At 69.9% G+C, this 14,604-nt stretch carries 17 protein-coding genes, 1 tRNA gene and 1 pseudogene; 13 read left to right on the plus strand and 6 right to left on the minus strand.

Translation table 11 applies throughout. The annotated features are described in order from the left end of the window. The first annotated feature begins 103 nt into the window (after nucleotides 1-103). The gene (locus AB0E91_RS13255; RefSeq protein WP_161182031.1) at nucleotides 104-361 is read left to right on the plus strand and encodes a hypothetical protein; all 258 of its coding nucleotides are present in this window, start codon (nucleotides 104-106) and stop codon (nucleotides 359-361) included. Nucleotides 362-389: 28 nt separating this feature from the next. Next, the gene (glmS, locus tag AB0E91_RS13260) at nucleotides 390-2,207 is read left to right on the plus strand and encodes a glutamine--fructose-6-phosphate transaminase (isomerizing) (protein WP_361779683.1); all 1,818 of its coding nucleotides are present in this window, start codon (nucleotides 390-392) and stop codon (nucleotides 2,205-2,207) included. 248 nt (nucleotides 2,208-2,455) lie between these two features. Here the strand turns inward: glmS and AB0E91_RS13265 are convergent, their stop codons facing one another. Beyond that, nucleotides 2,456-2,983 carry a universal stress protein gene (locus AB0E91_RS13265; RefSeq protein WP_161182033.1) on the minus strand — a complete coding sequence of 176 codons (528 nt, stop codon included), beginning with the start codon at nucleotides 2,981-2,983 and terminating at the stop codon, nucleotides 2,456-2,458. A gap of 386 nt (nucleotides 2,984-3,369) precedes the next feature. On the opposite strand from AB0E91_RS13265, the gene AB0E91_RS13270 reads away from it, so the two are divergent. From AB0E91_RS13270 to AB0E91_RS13290, 5 genes are all read left to right on the plus strand, one after another. Next, nucleotides 3,370-3,657, plus strand: a complete 288-nt coding sequence (locus AB0E91_RS13270; RefSeq protein WP_361779686.1) for a hypothetical protein — start codon at nucleotides 3,370-3,372, stop codon at nucleotides 3,655-3,657. A gap of 378 nt (nucleotides 3,658-4,035) precedes the next feature. After that, nucleotides 4,036-5,268 carry a helix-turn-helix domain-containing protein gene (locus tag AB0E91_RS13275; RefSeq protein WP_361779688.1) on the plus strand — a complete coding sequence of 411 codons (1,233 nt, stop codon included), beginning with the start codon at nucleotides 4,036-4,038 and terminating at the stop codon, nucleotides 5,266-5,268. 138 nt (nucleotides 5,269-5,406) lie between these two features. Continuing rightward, the gene (gene orn, locus AB0E91_RS13280) at nucleotides 5,407-6,009 is read left to right on the plus strand and encodes an oligoribonuclease (protein WP_161182036.1); all 603 of its coding nucleotides are present in this window, start codon (nucleotides 5,407-5,409) and stop codon (nucleotides 6,007-6,009) included. Between the two features lie 94 nt (nucleotides 6,010-6,103). Then, nucleotides 6,104-6,176: transfer RNA gene (locus AB0E91_RS13285), tRNA-His, on the plus strand. Between the two features lie 85 nt (nucleotides 6,177-6,261). Continuing rightward, nucleotides 6,262-6,669: a hypothetical protein gene (locus AB0E91_RS13290; protein WP_361779691.1), complete on the plus strand. Its 408-nt coding sequence runs from the start codon at nucleotides 6,262-6,264 to the stop codon at nucleotides 6,667-6,669. Here the strand turns inward: AB0E91_RS13290 and AB0E91_RS13295 are convergent. Continuing rightward, nucleotides 6,666-7,181, minus strand: a complete 516-nt coding sequence (locus tag AB0E91_RS13295) for a DinB family protein (RefSeq protein WP_361779693.1) — start codon at nucleotides 7,179-7,181, stop codon at nucleotides 6,666-6,668. The two genes, AB0E91_RS13290 and AB0E91_RS13295, sit on opposite strands and share 4 nt — an antisense overlap. Nucleotides 7,182-7,217: 36 nt before the next feature. After that, nucleotides 7,218-7,559: pseudogene (locus tag AB0E91_RS13300) on the minus strand (Scr1 family TA system antitoxin-like transcriptional regulator); the annotation flags it as partial. Between the two features lie 175 nt (nucleotides 7,560-7,734). Here AB0E91_RS13300 and AB0E91_RS13305 point away from each other — a divergent pair. The 3 genes from AB0E91_RS13305 to AB0E91_RS13315 all read left to right on the plus strand — a co-directional run bounded on the left by AB0E91_RS13305 (nucleotide 7,735) and on the right by AB0E91_RS13315 (nucleotide 8,961). Next, nucleotides 7,735-8,463, plus strand: a complete 729-nt coding sequence (locus AB0E91_RS13305) for a hypothetical protein (RefSeq protein WP_361779696.1) — start codon at nucleotides 7,735-7,737, stop codon at nucleotides 8,461-8,463. After that, nucleotides 8,460-8,636: a hypothetical protein gene (locus tag AB0E91_RS13310; protein WP_361779698.1), complete on the plus strand. Its 177-nt coding sequence runs from the start codon at nucleotides 8,460-8,462 to the stop codon at nucleotides 8,634-8,636. The genes AB0E91_RS13305 and AB0E91_RS13310 overlap by 4 nt, the downstream gene beginning before the upstream one ends. An 85-nt stretch (nucleotides 8,637-8,721) precedes the next feature. Continuing rightward, entirely contained in the window at nucleotides 8,722-8,961 is a 240-nt protein-coding gene (locus AB0E91_RS13315) for a hypothetical protein (protein ID WP_361779700.1), read from the plus strand. 79 nt (nucleotides 8,962-9,040) lie between these two features. Here AB0E91_RS13315 and AB0E91_RS13320 read toward each other — a convergent pair whose 3' ends face one another. The 3 genes from AB0E91_RS13320 to AB0E91_RS13330 form a co-directional block, all read right to left on the minus strand. After that, entirely contained in the window at nucleotides 9,041-9,262 is a 222-nt protein-coding gene (locus AB0E91_RS13320; protein ID WP_361779702.1) for a hypothetical protein, read from the minus strand. Nucleotide 9,263: 1 nt separating this feature from the next. Next, nucleotides 9,264-9,653, minus strand: a complete 390-nt coding sequence (locus AB0E91_RS13325) for a hypothetical protein (protein WP_361779705.1) — start codon at nucleotides 9,651-9,653, stop codon at nucleotides 9,264-9,266. A 196-nt stretch (nucleotides 9,654-9,849) separates the two neighbouring features. After that, nucleotides 9,850-10,908 carry a LacI family DNA-binding transcriptional regulator gene (locus tag AB0E91_RS13330; RefSeq protein ID WP_361779707.1) on the minus strand — a complete coding sequence of 353 codons (1,059 nt, stop codon included), beginning with the start codon at nucleotides 10,906-10,908 and terminating at the stop codon, nucleotides 9,850-9,852. Between the two features lie 398 nt (nucleotides 10,909-11,306). Between AB0E91_RS13330 and AB0E91_RS13335 the strand changes: the two genes are divergently transcribed. The 3 genes from AB0E91_RS13335 to AB0E91_RS13345 are packed head-to-tail and all read left to right on the plus strand — an operon-like array spanning nucleotide 11,307 to nucleotide 14,541. Beyond that, nucleotides 11,307-12,626: an extracellular solute-binding protein gene (locus AB0E91_RS13335; protein WP_361779710.1), complete on the plus strand. Its 1,320-nt coding sequence runs from the start codon at nucleotides 11,307-11,309 to the stop codon at nucleotides 12,624-12,626. Continuing rightward, nucleotides 12,623-13,645, plus strand: coding sequence for a sugar ABC transporter permease (locus AB0E91_RS13340; protein ID WP_361779713.1), 1,023 nt, complete (start codon nucleotides 12,623-12,625; stop codon nucleotides 13,643-13,645). The genes AB0E91_RS13335 and AB0E91_RS13340 overlap by 4 nt, the downstream gene beginning before the upstream one ends. Next, a complete protein-coding gene (locus tag AB0E91_RS13345; protein WP_361779716.1) occupies nucleotides 13,642-14,541 on the plus strand; it encodes a carbohydrate ABC transporter permease in 900 nt (299 codons plus the stop codon). The genes AB0E91_RS13340 and AB0E91_RS13345 overlap by 4 nt, the downstream gene beginning before the upstream one ends. Nucleotides 14,542-14,604 lie beyond the last annotated feature (63 nt).

Genomic DNA, 14,604 nt, shown 5'->3' on the forward strand with positions numbered 1-14,604 from the left:
TGGATTTCCGGCTAACAGCACCCCATCGGAGCCCCAACAGGCGCTTGCCCGATTTCGGGCAAGATTCTTGCGAAAGTCGCCGCCGTGCCCCAGGATCTACCGGGTGCACGAGGAACTTGTCGATCATCTGACGCGCTCCACCCCGCTGAACAGGGGCGAAGCGCTGCGGGTGATCCAGGACGTGCTGGCCTACTTCGACGAGACGACTCAGGAGTACGTCCGTCGCCGCCACCGTGAACTGCAGGCCGAGGGCCTGCGGAACACGGCGATCTTCGACCGGATCGAGGCGGACCTGAAATACCGGGCCGTGGCACCGCCGGAGCTGACGCTCAGGCAACTGCGCCGCATGGTCTACGGCTGAGAAACTCCAGGGCGAGGGAAGACTTCATATGTGCGGAATTGTCGGATACATCGGTAGGCGTGACGTAGCTCCCCTGCTCCTGGAGGGCCTCCAGCGCCTGGAGTACCGGGGCTACGACTCGGCGGGCGTCGTCGTCAGCTCCCCCAAGGCTCCGGCCCTGAAGATGGTCAAGGCCAAGGGCCGGGTCCGCGACCTGGAGGCCAAGGTCCCCGCGCGCTTCAAGGGCACCACCGGCATCGCCCACACCCGCTGGGCCACGCACGGCGCCCCGTCCGACGTGAACGCCCACCCGCACATGTCGGCGGACAGCAAGGTCGCCGTCGTGCACAACGGCATCATCGACAACGCCTCCGACCTGCGCCGCAAGCTGGAGGCGGACGGCGTCGAGTTCCTCTCCGACACCGACACCGAGGTCCTCGTCCACCTGGTCGCCCGCTCGACGGCCGAGAAGCTGGAGGACAAGGTCCGCGAGGCGCTGCGCGTCGTCGAGGGCACCTACGGCATCGCCGTCATGCACGCCGACTTCCCCGACCGCATCGTGGTCGCCCGCAACGGCTCCCCGGTCGTGCTCGGCATCGGCGAGAAGGAGATGTTCGTCGCCTCGGACATCGCCGCCCTGGTCGCCCACACCCGCCAGGTCGTCACCCTGGACGACGGCGAGATGGCCACCCTCAAGGCCGACGACTTCCGCACCTACACCACCGAGGGCACCCGGACCAGCTCCGAGCCCACCACCGTGGAGTGGGAGGCCGCCTCGTACGACATGGGCGGCCACGACACCTACATGCACAAGGAGATCTTCGAGCAGGCCGACGCCGTGGACCGCGTGCTGCGCGGCCGCATCGACGACCGCTTCTCCACCGTGCACCTCGGCGGCCTCAACCTGGACGCCCGCGAGGCGCGCCAGATCCGCCGCGTGAAGATCCTCGGCTGCGGCACCTCGTACCACGCGGGCATGATCGGCGCCCAGATGATCGAGGAGCTGGCCCGCATCCCCGCCGACGCCGAGCCCGCCTCCGAGTTCCGCTACCGCAACGCGGTCGTGGACCCCGACACCCTCTACATCGCGGTCTCGCAGTCCGGTGAGACGTACGACGTGCTCGCGGCCGTCCAGGAGCTGAAGCGCAAGGGCGCCCGCGTCCTGGGCGTCGTCAACGTGGTCGGCTCGGCCATCGCCCGCGAGGCGGACGGCGGCATGTACGTGCACGCCGGCCCCGAGGTCTGCGTGGTGTCCACCAAGTGCTTCACCAACATGACCGTCGCGTTCGCGCTGCTCGCCCTGCACCTCGGCCGCACCCGCGACCTGTCCGTGCGCGACGGCAAGCGGATCATCGAGGGCCTGCGCAAGCTGCCCCAGCAGATCACCGAGATCCTCAAGCAGGAAGAGGAGATCAAGGTGCTGGCGGAGCAGTTCGCCGACGCCCGCTCGATGCTCTTCATCGGCCGTGTCCGGGGCTACCCGGTGGCGCGTGAGGCCTCCCTGAAGCTCAAGGAGGTCTCGTACATCCACGCCGAGGCCTACCCCGCCTCCGAGCTCAAGCACGGCCCGCTGGCCCTGATCGAGCCCGCCCTGCCGACGGTCGCGATCGTCCCGGACGACGACCTGCTGGAGAAGAACCGCGCCGCCCTGGAGGAGATCAAGGCCCGCAGCGGCAAGATCCTCGCGGTCGCCCACCAGGAGCAGGAGAAGGCCGACCAGACGATCATCGTCCCGAAGAACGAGGACGAGCTGGACCCGATCCTCATGGGCATCCCGCTCCAGCTGCTCGCGTACCACACGGCGAAGGCCCTGGGCCGCGACATCGACAAGCCGCGCAACCTGGCCAAGTCGGTGACGGTGGAGTAGTCCACCCCCGCTGTCGGAGAACGGACCCCTACGTGCCCCACGTGGGGGTCCATTCATGTGCCGCCCCCTCGCCGACGGCCGTCACCCGCCGGCTGCGACACGCACCGAAGCCCCCGGCGGGGTACATGCCCCGCCGGGGGCTTCCGGACACCTGATTCAAGGGTCAACTGGGCGCACCGACAGGCGCGTTGAGCGTTCCGCGCTGCCGAACGCGCCCCTCGGAGGAACTCAGAGGACCTCGGAGGACCTCAGGGAATCACGATCACCGGACGCCGGGCCCGCTTGGCCAGCCGTCCCGCCACCGAGCCGAAGAGCCGGCCGACGAGGCCGTGGGTCGAGCCGACCACGATCGCGTCCGCCTCGTACTCCCGCCCGACCTCCTCGAGTTCGTGGCAGATGTCGCCGCCGCGCTCGACCAGGATCCAGGGCACCTCGGCGAGATGCTCCGCGCAGGCCAGCTCGAGACCGAGCACCTCGGTGCGATGGTCGGGAACGTCGACGAAGACGGGCGGCTCGCAGCCCGCCCACACGGTGGTGGGCAGCCGGTTGGCCACATGGACGATGATCAGGCCGGAGCCGGATCGCCGGGCCACGCCGATCGCGTAGGCGAGGGCGCGCTCGCTGGAGGTGGAGCCGTCGAAGCCGACGACCACTCCGTGCTGGAAGGCTGGATCGCAGGAAGGGCGTGTCTCTTCCGCCGCCAGGGGGTCGGCCGCCGTCGGTTCGGCAACCGGCCGCTTGCGGTCCGCGGGTTCGAAGAATTCGTGACCGGCCATGGCTGTCTCGGCGTTGTGATCCTTTTATGGGAGGGGGACATCGTGCGGCGGAGCTGTGTCCGGGATTCGTCTTCCCAAGCCCATACCCCCAAGGGTACGGCGGCACGCCTCCCGGGCCCAGATCTCCCGCACGCTCCGTGAGCGGCCCTCCGGGGTGCCCGGGGGGTTCCCCGGAGAATGCACGAGCGGCGCGCGGGGCGCAATGGTCGCTGCCCCGTACACGCGGTTTTGTACGGGATTGCTGGACGGGGCGGGACCGGTTCGGGGCCGGTCGGTGACCGTTGTACGGAAATCCGGGCCCGCGGTACGGAAATCCGGGCCCGCCCGGTGACCGACCGGGCCCGGCCGCGTTGAACCCCCTGAACCCGCCGCCCCAGGGAGCCCCGATGCCCGCACCCCGGCCCACCGCCGCACCGCGCGCCGAGTCGTCGGCTCCGCCCGTTCCGTCCACTCCCTCCGCTCCGCCCGCGTCGGACACGGTGCGTGACGTGATCGGCTGGGGTGTGTTCGGGTGTCTGCTCGTCCCCGTCGTCCTGCTGTGGTGCGGCAGCGCGCCGGTGACCGCCGCCGGCGCGGGTCTGGGCCTCACCGCCGTGACGGGAACGTGTTGGGCGCTGCTGCGCCACTTCGAGCGGGCCGCGGCGAAGGCGGAACGACAGACACCGGTTGACTGACCGGTTTCCGCGCCTCGGAACGCTGCTTTTCAGCCAACTTCTGAATATCGCTCCGGAGGGGGCGCAACCACCCCTCATCCCCCGTTCCACCTGCACAAACAGGGTCCACGAGACCCCACGCACCCTATGCGGTTTGGCCACCACGCCGAGGCGCACTTCCCTGCGCGGCCCACGAGTGCAACCCTTCGTGATCGAATGCTTCACGCCAAGTTGTCATGTCGACAATGCGTGACGTGGAGAACTGGCCACCGGCAGACCACGGCAGCCAGTAGATTCGATCTTGACTGTCTTACGGCGGGGGACTCGTGCAGGACCAAGGGGAAACGTGCAGTTGCGACACAACCGAGGAGCCGCGACCACCGAGGGGGGCTTAGCAGTATGAGCCACGACTCCACCGCAGCGCCGGATGCCGCGGCCCGGAAGCTCGCCGGGCGACGCCGCAAGGAGATCGTCGCGGTGCTGCTGTTCAGCGGCGGCCCCATCTTCGAGAGTTCCATACCGCTTTCGGTGTTCGGGATCGACCGCCAGGACGCCGGAGTACCGCGCTACCGACTGCTGGTGTGCGGGGGCGAGGACGGCCCGCTGCGGACCACAGGGGGCCTGGAACTCACCGCGCCGCATGGCCTGGAGGCGATCTCCCGTGCGGGCACGGTCGTCGTACCGGCCTGGCGTTCGATCACCTCACCACCGCCGGAGGAGGCGCTCGACGCCCTCCGCCGCGCGCATGAGGAGGGGGCCCGCATCGTCGGCCTGTGCACCGGGGCGTTCGTCCTGGCGGCGGCCGGCCTGCTGGACGGCCGACCCGCGACCACCCACTGGATGTACGCGCCGACGCTGGCCAAGCGCTATCCGTCGGTGCACGTCGATCCACGGGAACTCTTCGTGGACGACGGCGACGTACTGACCTCCGCGGGGACGGCGGCCGGGATCGACCTCTGTCTCCACATCGTGCGGACGGACCACGGCAACGAGGCGGCGGGCGCGCTCGCCCGGCGTCTGGTGGTCCCGCCGCGCCGCAGTGGCGGTCAGGAGCGCTATCTCGACAGGTCTTTACCAGAGGAGATCGGCGCCGACCCGCTGGCCGAGGTCGTCGCCTGGGCGCTGGAACACCTCCACGAGCAGTTCGACGTGGAGACGTTGGCGGCACGCGCCTATATGAGCCGCCGTACGTTCGACCGCCGTTTCCGCTCGCTCACCGGCAGCGCGCCGCTGCAGTGGCTGATCACCCAGCGGGTGCTCCAGGCACAGCGGCTGCTCGAGACCTCGGACTACTCCGTGGACGAGGTCGCGGGCCGGTGCGGCTTCCGCTCACCGGTCGCGCTGCGCGGGCACTTCCGCCGCCAGCTCGGCTCGTCGCCCGCCGCCTACCGGGCCGCCTACCGGGCCCGCAGGCCGCAGGGCGAACGGCCGGTCGAGCAGGAGTCGCCGTTGCCGCCGCCCGGGGTGTCCGGCGCCGGGCCGGTCGGTCTGGCCGGCCATGGCGTGGTCGGCCAGGTGCCCGCCGTACTGCACTCGGAGCGTTCGGAGCGTGACGGGGGAGTCCCGCTCCAGAGCCGCAGGCACGCGGCGGGCGCGGTGAGCCTGCTGCCGGGGGCGCGGGGCGGGGTCTGACCGCAGGGGATGCCGTACGGGTTCCCGTAGGGATATCGGAGGGAGGGGAGGAGGCGGAAGTCACACGCCTCCTCCCCTCCCCCATACCTCGCGCACGGCCGGGTTCAGCTGGGGTCGGCTCACCGTAAGGTGAGACACATGAACGATCGCATGGTGTGGATCGACTGCGAGATGACCGGCCTCTCGCTGTCCGACGACGCGCTCATCGAGGTGGCCGCCCTCGTCACCGACTCCGAGCTGAACGTGCTCGGCGAGGGCGTGGACATCGTCATCCGTCCGCCGGACTCCGCGCTGGAGACGATGCCGGAGGTGGTGCGCCAGATGCACACCGCGTCCGGCCTGCTGGAGGAGCTGGCCGGCGGCACGACGCTGGCCGACGCCGAGGAGCAGGTGCTCGCGTACATCCGTGAGCACGTCAAGGAGCCGGGCAAGGCCCCGCTGTGCGGCAACTCCGTCGGCACCGACCGCGGCTTCCTGCTGCGCGACATGCCCACGCTGGAGGCGCACCTCCACTACCGCATCGTGGACGTCTCCTCGATCAAGGAGCTGGCCCGGCGCTGGTACCCGAGGGCGTACTTCAACAGCCCGGAGAAGAACGGCAACCACCGCGCCCTGGCCGACATCCGCGAGTCCATCGCCGAGCTGCGCTACTACCGCGAGGCGGTCTTCGTCCCCCAGCCCGGCCCGGACTCCGAGACGGCCCGGACGATCGCCGCGAAGTACGTCCTGCCCCCGCAGTAACCCCCACACGGAAACGTGTGCGCGAGCACCCCCGAGAACCCTGTAGACTTCTTCTCGGCCGGTCGGGGAACGACAAGTTCAACCGCCGGTCGTGGTGGGTGTAGCTCAGCTGGCAGAGCACCTGGTTGTGGTCCAGGATGTCGCGGGTTCAAGTCCCGTCACTCACCCTGATGGAATTAGGGCCGATCCGTTTCGACGGATCGGCCCTAATTCGTTTCCGGAACAGGAAGTCCTCCTGCCACCCTCCCTGTCATGTCCGCACGAAATCGCCGCCTGCCCCGCGGGCGCGCCTGGCCGCTGACCACGACCGACATCACCGAGCACCTGGGCCCGCTCATGAGTGAGGTCAGACATCTGGACTTCCTCACCGGTCTGGACAGCGGGACCATCGTCCTGAGCGCGTCCTGGGTGGCCCCGGCCTCCCGCACCTACGGCGGCGGCGTCCACCCGGACTCGGTCGGCTTCTCCGTGGACGTCCACACGGTCCCCGCCACCGAGCGCGCCGCCACCCGCCTGGTCCTCCGCGACCAGGCCCTCCCCCAGCTCCACGCCTGGATCACCCAGGGCCTCACCGCCACCGAAACCTGGCGTCTGACCCGCCACCAGCGGTACTGGCACCTGGTCGACGGCTGGCTGACCCACGTGGACGAGACCGGCTAGGCGCCGGTCCGCCCGTCGACAAGTTCCCGTACGACATCGAGGTGACCGTTGTGCCGGGACGTCTCCTCGATGAGGTGAAGGATCACCCAGCGAAGATCGACGTGCCGCCCGTCCCCGATGGGTCGCTCGGCCTTCGCGTCCAGCTCGTGCTCGGACACCAGACGGCGGTAACGGGCGCTCTGCTCCTCGTACTCGGCGAGCAGGCGGGGCAACGGGACCTCGACCGCCGTCCGCATCTCCGGGTCCGGATCGTCGTCGGTGGCCCCAGCCAGCGGTCCCGCCAGCTCCTCCCCCAGGAACATCACCTGGAACCAGTAGTACTCCACCCACCGCAGATGACTGATCAACCCGCACAACGTCATCAACGGCGACCCCGGAAGCGGCGCCCTGCGAGCATCCTCGGCCGACACCCCCTCGCACTTGGCTCGCGCGGTGTCCCGGGCGTAGTCGAGGAAGGTGGTGAGCTGCGCACGCTCGTCCCAGGTGGGGGGCGTGTCGGTTCGTGGAGTCATCGGGGGAGTCTGGCGCGACTCGGAAGGCGTGTCGACTCAGTTCCTCTGGTGGTCCAGCGCCTCGATGGCCCGGCGGACGAGGGTGCGGGCATCGGGGCCGTAGACGGCCATGGAGCGGAGCTGTTCGAATGCCGTCAAGTGGAGGTCGATCTCCGACGGTTGGGTGATCCGTACGCGGGCGGACACCAGCTCGACGCTGACGAGGCGGTCGTCGTAGACGTGGAACGTCTCGCGTGGCCACTGCTGTCCGGCCGCCGTGTTCGTGGGGATGATGCCGAGCGAGACCTGCGGGAGGGCGCCGGCGGTGAGCAGGTAGCCGAGCTGTGCGGCCATGGCCTCGGTGTCGCAGACCCGGTAATGGAGGACCGGCTCCTCGACTGGGATGTGCAGGACTGTGCATCACGATGAAGTCGGGGCATCGGCTCGTCAAGACGGCCTGGGCATGGAAGCACACGGAAGAGCGAATGTCGCGCACAAACATGCACATCATTGGCCATGCAATGTGCCGCCTTCCTGGCGTCACCGGGGACCACCGACTCCGAGGGAGCCCCGTATGCACAACGGCCACGTCGCCCAGCCCGCCGCCCTCCCCTCCCGCAGCGATCCGCCCGATGCCGGCCGGGACTGGCTAGCCGGTGCGCACCCCTCTCCCGAGCAGGCCCGGCGGGAATGGACCAGGTGTGGCATCGCGCTGCTCCCGCTCGGCCCCCGTTTCGACGCCGTGCGCATTCCCGGCGATCTCCTCCACGCCGCTGTCGGCAGCGGAGACGTCGGCGACCCCCTCAACGGCCCCGTCATCCACGACGTACGAACCCTCGGCCCCACCTACTGGGCCCTGGTCCCCCACCAGGACGGCTGGCCCGGCGAACCGGAAGCCCCGCTCCTCAGCCACGGCACCTACCTCGGCGTCCCCGACCTCACCGTCAGCGGACCGCCCGGCTCCTTCTGGGTGACGCCGCCCCGCCGCCGACACCACCTGTGCCGCGCCGAGGACGTGCTGGCTCTCATCGCCCACGGCCGACGGGAGCTGGGGCAGCAGCACACCGGAAAAGCGGAAGCGTTGCGTGCGCTCGCGCGACAACTCCCCTCGCCCGACACCCTGCCCGACGACCGTCTACGGGGCCGTACCTGCGTCTGGTGCGGCACCCCGCTCACCACCGAGACCGCATTCCTTGACTTCGGCCAACTGTCCACGCCCCAGCGCTGGTTCCCACGCGCCTGCCGCCCCTGCACCGGCGAGCGGACCGAGCGCGCGCGGATGGACCGGGAGGGGCGGAAGTGAACCCCAACTCCGAGCCGCCGCCGTCGTACATCACCCCTGCCTGCGCCCGCTGCGGCCACCACTTCCAGCCCGGCGAGCCCTACGACGTCGTACCCGTCGAGTCCGGCACCGGCATCGCCCCGGACGCGTACCGCCACCGCGAGCCGTGCGCTCCCGCGAGAAGACGACGCTGACGACCCTCGACGTGCGGCGCCCGATCCGCCGGAGGCGACACCGCGGCCGGGTACCGTGCTGCGATATCGCTGCGGGGAGGGTCATATGTCGTACCGCTCCGGCGAGGCCCGCAAGCCGGTCGAGATCCTCTCCGAGGAAGGCGACGTCGAACTCGTGACCGCCAAGGGTGTCGAATCGATGGAGGAGACCGACTGCCTGCTGCGGTCCCACGCCAATGCCGCACGGCTCCTCGCCGCGGCTGAGCGCGTCCGCAAGCGCCACACGCTCATCGGCGGGACCACGGAGGAACAGCCCGCCGTGGTGAAAGAGAGCGACGACGAATGAGCCGGATCTGTTGCGACATGCAGGACCGCGAGGCCGACGCAACACCGTCGAACGCCGCATCGACCGCCTGAGAGGAACGTCAGTTCCAGGGCTCCCGACAGGGATCCTCGCCCAGCAGCCGCGCCGCGGCCACGCAGAGGTTCCTGCCGAAGATCTGGCTGCTGCCCATGTCGGAACCCCAGAGGTCGGACGCGGCCTGTGCCACAGCGCGCCAGGAGTGGTCCTCGTCGCAGCGCCAGGTGCGGATCTGGGCAGCCATCTCCGGGGTGAGCGTCGCCGGGGCGACAGGGTTGGGTGTCATCTCAGCGCCCGGACGGCGACAGAACGGTGAGCACGCCGGAGGGGATTCCCAGCAGGGCCAGCCGGGACAGCAGCGCCGTTTCCTGTTCCGGCGTGACCTCGAACCACAGGGCGGTTCCCGAGTCGCCGGCGCTGAAGATCAGGCGGCCGTCCTGCCGGGCTTCGGCGTGGATCGTGCAGGGGGCCAGGTCCGACAGGACTTCGAACTGGCCGTCGTCACGGACGTCGATGTCGATGCCCATCCGGAGGTCGGAGCGCGTGGAGCGGCTGCCTCGTGCGACCTCCTCCTGGGCCAGTGACACGGCGCGCTCGTACGAGGCGAGGACCTCGGGCGGCCAGGAGTCGTCGCTGTAGGCGTCGACGTGGGCCGCGTCGATGCTCGAACGCAGCACGTGAAGTGCTGCGCGATGAACACGCGCGGCGTCCGCCGGGCGAACTCCGTCACCGAGTACGAACTCGCGGACCCGGGCAGCATCCTGACTGATCACATGCAGGACCCTCCCACAGGCAGCAGGGCGACTCCACAGAAATAGCGCCGCGGCCTGATCGTCGTCGGACTCGGCTCAGCGGCAACCCGGGTACACCCCGCTACGCCGACTCCCGCCCCACCAGCTCCGTAGGCAGCACCACATGCCTCCGCTCCAACCCCCGCGCAGCCGCCGGACGGCGATCCGCTATCTCCTCCAGGAGCAGGCCGATCATCGCGCGGCCCATCTCCTCGATCGGCTGGCGGACGCTGGTCAGGGGTGGGTCCATGTGGCGGGCGATGGCGGAGTCGTCGTAGCCGATCAGCGCCACGTCGTCCGGGATGCGGCGGCCCGCTTCGCGCAGGATCTGGCGGGCGCCCGCCGCCGTGACGTCGGAGCCCGCGAAGACCGCGTCGAGGTCGGGGCGCCGCCGCAATAGCGCGGTCATCGCCCTCCGGCCTCCGTCCTCGGTGAAGTCACCTGGTTCCACCAGGAGTTCGTCCACCTCCAGCCCCGCCCCCCGCAGCGCGTCCCGGTACCCGTCCACGCGTCGCTGCGCGCCGTACACGTCCGGTCGGCCGGTGATGTGCGCGATGCGGCGGCGGCCCCGGGCGAGGAGGTGGGAGACCGCCGAGTGGGCGCCGCCGTAGTTGTCGGAGTCGACCGAGGTGAGGGTCTCGCCCACCGAGCGGGGGCCGCTGATCACGGCCGGGATCTCCAGGCGGTCGAGGAGGTCGGGGAGGGGGTCGTCGGCATGGACGGAGACCAGGAGGACGCCGTCGACGCGGTGGGCGGAGAGATAGTCCGCGAGGCGCTGCCGCTTGCGGTCGCTGCCCGCGAAGATGAGGAGCAACTGCCACTCGGTGTCGGCGAGTTCGGCGCCGACGCCGCTCAGCATGTCGGAGAAGTACGGCTCCGCGAAGAAGCGGGTCTCCGGCTCGGGGACGACGAGCGCGATGGAGTCGGTGCGGTTGGCGGCCAGCGCGCGGGCGGCGGTGTTGGGGACGTAGCCCAGCTCCTCGACGGCGGCCTCGACGGCGGCGCGGGTCGCGTCACTGACCCGGGGGGAGCCGTTGATCACCCGGGAGACCGTGCCCCGGCCCACCCCGGCACGGGCGGCAACCTCCTCGAGCGTGGGCCGTCCCCCGCTCCGGCCGCCCCGCGCTCCGTGGCTCGCCATGGACTCCGCCTTTCCCGCCGGCACCCGTACCCGTATCCGTACATCCATCGGCGGCTCACGCCGCCGCCCGCACCCGTACCGCGGGTCGTTCCCGCCCCTGGCCTGGAATCTAACAGTGCCCCGCACCACCGCCACCAGCCGCGTTCCACGCGGCCGTCCCGAGACTAATTAACAGCCCGATAACTGAAGGGACTTGGGAGTGCGCACTCCCTTGACACCCCGCGCCGGACGGACGACCCTTCAACACATCACTCGTGGGAGCGCTCCCACGGTACCTGACACCTACACATCCCGCACGTTCCCCGCCCGAGCCGCAGCGCGTACGAACGGGCCCAGCTCCAGCAGTAGTTCCATGCAGTTGGCCGGGGGGTCGGCACGTCAGGCAACAGGAGGACGCAATGCGCACGAGCATCCGCAGGTCTCGCGGAACGGTGGCCCTGATGGCCGCCGCCGCGCTGACCACGGGGCTGCTGGCCGGTTGCTCCAAGGACTCGGACGACGGCTCGTCGAACGCGGACGACGGCGGCAACGGCAAGATCACGCTGACCGTCGGCACCTTCGGCGTCTTCGGCTACAAGCAGGCCGGCCTGTACGACGAGTACACGAAGCTCCACCCGGACATCTCCATCAAGGAGAACGTCACGACCCGTACCGACGTGTACTGGCCGAAGGTGCTCACCCGCCTCCAGGCGGGCGCGGGCGCCGACGACATCCAGGCCATCGAGGTCGGCAACATCACCGAGGCCGTGGACACCCAGGCGAGCAAGTTCGTCGACCTCGGCAAGGACGTCGACAAGTCCCAGTGGCTGGACTGGAAGCTCGCCCAGGCCACCACCAAGGACGGCAAGCTCATCGGCCTCGGCACCGACACCGGCCCGATGGCGGTCTGTTACCGCAAGGACCTCTTCGCGAAGGCCGGTCTGCCCACCGACCGCACCAAGCTCGCGGAGCTGTGGAAGGGCGACTGGTCGAAGTACGTCGACCTCGGCAAGCAGTACATGAAGAAGGCGCCGAAGGGCACCAAGTACGTCGACTCGGCGGCCTCGGTGTACAACGCGGCCCTGGGCGGCGCCTCCGTGCGCAACTACGACAAGGACGGCAAGGTCGTCTGGGACAAGTCCCCCGGTGTGAAGGCGTCCTGGGACGCCGCCATGACGGTGGCGACCAGCGACATGTCCGCCAAGCTGAAGCAGTTCGACCCGACCTGGGACAACGGCTTCGCCAACGGCACCTTCGCCACCGTCGCCTGCCCGGCCTGGATGATCGGCTACATCCAGGAGAAGTCCGGTGACTCGGGCAGCGGCAAGTGGGACGTGGCGGCGGCCCCGGCCGCGTCCAACTGGGGCGGCTCCTTCCTCGGCGTGCCGACCTCCAGCAAGCACCAGAAGGAGGCCGTCGAGCTGGCGAAGTGGCTGACCGCGCCCGCGCAGCAGGCCAAGGTCTTCGCCAAGCAGGCCAGCTTCCCGTCGACCCCGGCGGCGTACGCGGGGCTGAAGCCCGCGCCCGCCACCGTCGCGTACTTCTCCGGCGCGCCGCTCACCCAGATCTTCTCCGACGCCGCGAAGACCATCCCGGCCCAGCCGCTCGGTCCGAAGGACAAGCCGATCGACGCCGCGATCAGCGACATCGGCATCCTCCAGGTCGAGCAGAAGGGCAAGTCCCCGGCCGAGGGCTGGAAGGCGGCGTCCGCCGAGATCAAGGACGTGCTCGGCCAGTGACGTCCAAAGAGGCTCTCGCGCATCCCGCGTCGAGCGCCGAGGCCGCGCCCGGCACCCCGCCGGGCGCGGCCCGGGGCGCTCGGGGTCGCGGTGCGCCGGCCGCGCCCGTCCCCTGGCGCAGCCGGCTCTACCGCTGGGACATGAAGGCGTCCCCGTACGCGTTCGTGTCCCCCTTCTTCCTGCTGTTCGCGGCCTTCACCCTGGTCCCGCTGCTCTACACGGCCTGGTACTCGCTGCACGACGTACAGCTCTCCGCGCTCGACCAGCAGAGCTGGGCCGGCCTCGGCAACTACCGCAACCTGCTGTCCTCGGAGTTCTTCTGGAACGCGCTGGAGAACACCTTCACCATCGGCGTGATCTCCACGGTCCCGCAGCTCCTGGCCGCGCTCTGGCTGGCCCACATGCTGAACTACCGGCTGCGCGGCTCAACCATGTGGCGCGTGGTGATGCTGACGCCGTACGCGACCTCGGTGGCGGCCGCGACGCTGGTCTTCACGCTGCTGTACTCGTGGGACGGCGGCATGGTGAACTGGATTCTCCACTTCGTCGGTGTCGACCCGGTCAACTGGCGTGAGTCCGACTGGGGTTCGCAGTTCGCGGTGTCCACGATCGTCATCTGGCGCTGGACCGGCTACAACGCGCTGATCTATCTGGCCGCGATGCAGGCGATCCCGGCGGACCTGTACGAGTCGGCGGCGCTGGACGGCGCCAACCGCTGGCAGCAGTTCCGGCACGTGACCATCCCGCAGCTGCGGCCGACGGTGCTGTTCACCATCGTGGTCTCCACCATCGGTTCCACCCAGCTCTTCGGCGAGCCGCTGCTGTTCGGCGGGGTCAGCGGGTCCAAGGGCGGCTCGGAGCACCAGTACCAGACGCTCGGTCTGTACATGTACGACCAGGGCTGGATCATCGGCAACCTCGGCAAGGCGTCCGCCATCGCATGGTCGATGTTCCTGATCCTGCTGATCGTCGCGGCGGTCAACCTGCTGTTCACCCGATGGCTGAGGAAAACGCAATGACCACCAGTGAACTGACCGTGACGAAGGTGGCGAAGCCCCTGCGGGCGCCCGGGCGGCGCCGGATCACGGGCGCGGGCAAGCAGCTGCACGCGGGCCCGGTGACGTACGTGGCGCTCACCGTGTTCGCGCTGATCTCGCTGGCTCCGCTGGTGTGGACGGCGGTCGCGGCCTCGCGCACCGGCGGGCGGCTCGCACAGACCCCGCCGCCGCTGTGGTTCGGCGGCAATCTGTTCAAGAACCTTGAGGCGGCCTGGGAACAGGCCGGGCTCGGCACTGCGATGCTCAACTCGCTGCTGGTGGCGAGCACGATCACCGTGAGCACGGTGGTCTTCGCGACGCTGGCCGGGTTCGCCTTCGCCAAGCTGCGGTTCCGCTTCTCGGGGCTGCTGCTCCTGCTGACCGTGGGCACGATGATGATCCCGCCGCAGCTCGCGGTCGTCCCGCTGTACCTGTGGATGAGCGACTTCGGCTGGTCGAACCAGCTCCAGACGGTGATCCTGCCGAGCCTGGTGACCGCGTTCGGCACGTTCTTCATGCGGCAGTACCTGGTGCAGGCGCTGCCCTCGGAGCTGATCGAGGCGGCGCGGGTGGACGGGGCGAGCAGCCTGCGGATCGTCTGGCACGTGGTCTTCCCGGCCGCGCGGCCCGCGATGGCGGTACTCGGCCTGCTGACCTTCGTGTTCGCCTGGAACGACTTCCTGTGGCCGATCATCGCCCTGAACCAGCAGAACCCCACCGTGCAGGTGGCCCTGAACTCGCTTGGCACCGGCTATGTTCCGGACCAGGCGGTGATCATGGCGGGCGCGCTGCTGGGCACGCTGCCGCTGCTGATCGCCTTCCTGCTGTTCGGCAAGCAGATCGTGGGCGGCATCATGCAGGGCGCGATCAAGGGCTGACCGGTTCCGTCAGGGGGCCGGGTCAGTGTCGCCCCGGCCCCTTCGCCCCTTCCCCAAGGTCCC

It is taken from the genome of Streptomyces sp. NPDC026659, assembly GCF_040638245.1.
GTDB lineage: Bacteria > Actinomycetota > Actinomycetes > Streptomycetales > Streptomycetaceae > Streptomyces.

Excerpts from the sequence above, each read along its gene's own strand:
- glmS (WP_361779683.1), top strand. The coding sequence starts at position 390 with ATGTGCGGAATTGTCGGATACATCGGTAGGCGTGACGTAGCTCCCCTG.
- AB0E91_RS13265 (WP_161182033.1), bottom strand. The coding sequence starts at position 2,983 with ATGGCCGGTCACGAATTCTTCGAACCCGCGGACCGCAAGCGGCCGGTT.
- AB0E91_RS13270 (WP_361779686.1), top strand. The coding sequence starts at position 3,370 with ATGCCCGCACCCCGGCCCACCGCCGCACCGCGCGCCGAGTCGTCGGCT.
- AB0E91_RS13275 (WP_361779688.1), top strand. The coding sequence starts at position 4,036 with ATGAGCCACGACTCCACCGCAGCGCCGGATGCCGCGGCCCGGAAGCTC.
- orn (WP_161182036.1), top strand. The coding sequence starts at position 5,407 with ATGAACGATCGCATGGTGTGGATCGACTGCGAGATGACCGGCCTCTCG.
- AB0E91_RS13290 (WP_361779691.1), top strand. The coding sequence starts at position 6,262 with ATGTCCGCACGAAATCGCCGCCTGCCCCGCGGGCGCGCCTGGCCGCTG.
- AB0E91_RS13295 (WP_361779693.1), bottom strand. The coding sequence starts at position 7,181 with ATGACTCCACGAACCGACACGCCCCCCACCTGGGACGAGCGTGCGCAG.
- AB0E91_RS13305 (WP_361779696.1), top strand. The coding sequence starts at position 7,735 with ATGCACAACGGCCACGTCGCCCAGCCCGCCGCCCTCCCCTCCCGCAGC.
- AB0E91_RS13315 (WP_361779700.1), top strand. The coding sequence starts at position 8,722 with ATGTCGTACCGCTCCGGCGAGGCCCGCAAGCCGGTCGAGATCCTCTCC.
- AB0E91_RS13320 (WP_361779702.1), bottom strand. The coding sequence starts at position 9,262 with ATGACACCCAACCCTGTCGCCCCGGCGACGCTCACCCCGGAGATGGCT.
- AB0E91_RS13330 (WP_361779707.1), bottom strand. The coding sequence starts at position 10,908 with ATGGCGAGCCACGGAGCGCGGGGCGGCCGGAGCGGGGGACGGCCCACG.
- AB0E91_RS13335 (WP_361779710.1), top strand. The coding sequence starts at position 11,307 with ATGCGCACGAGCATCCGCAGGTCTCGCGGAACGGTGGCCCTGATGGCC.
- AB0E91_RS13345 (WP_361779716.1), top strand. The coding sequence starts at position 13,642 with ATGACCACCAGTGAACTGACCGTGACGAAGGTGGCGAAGCCCCTGCGG.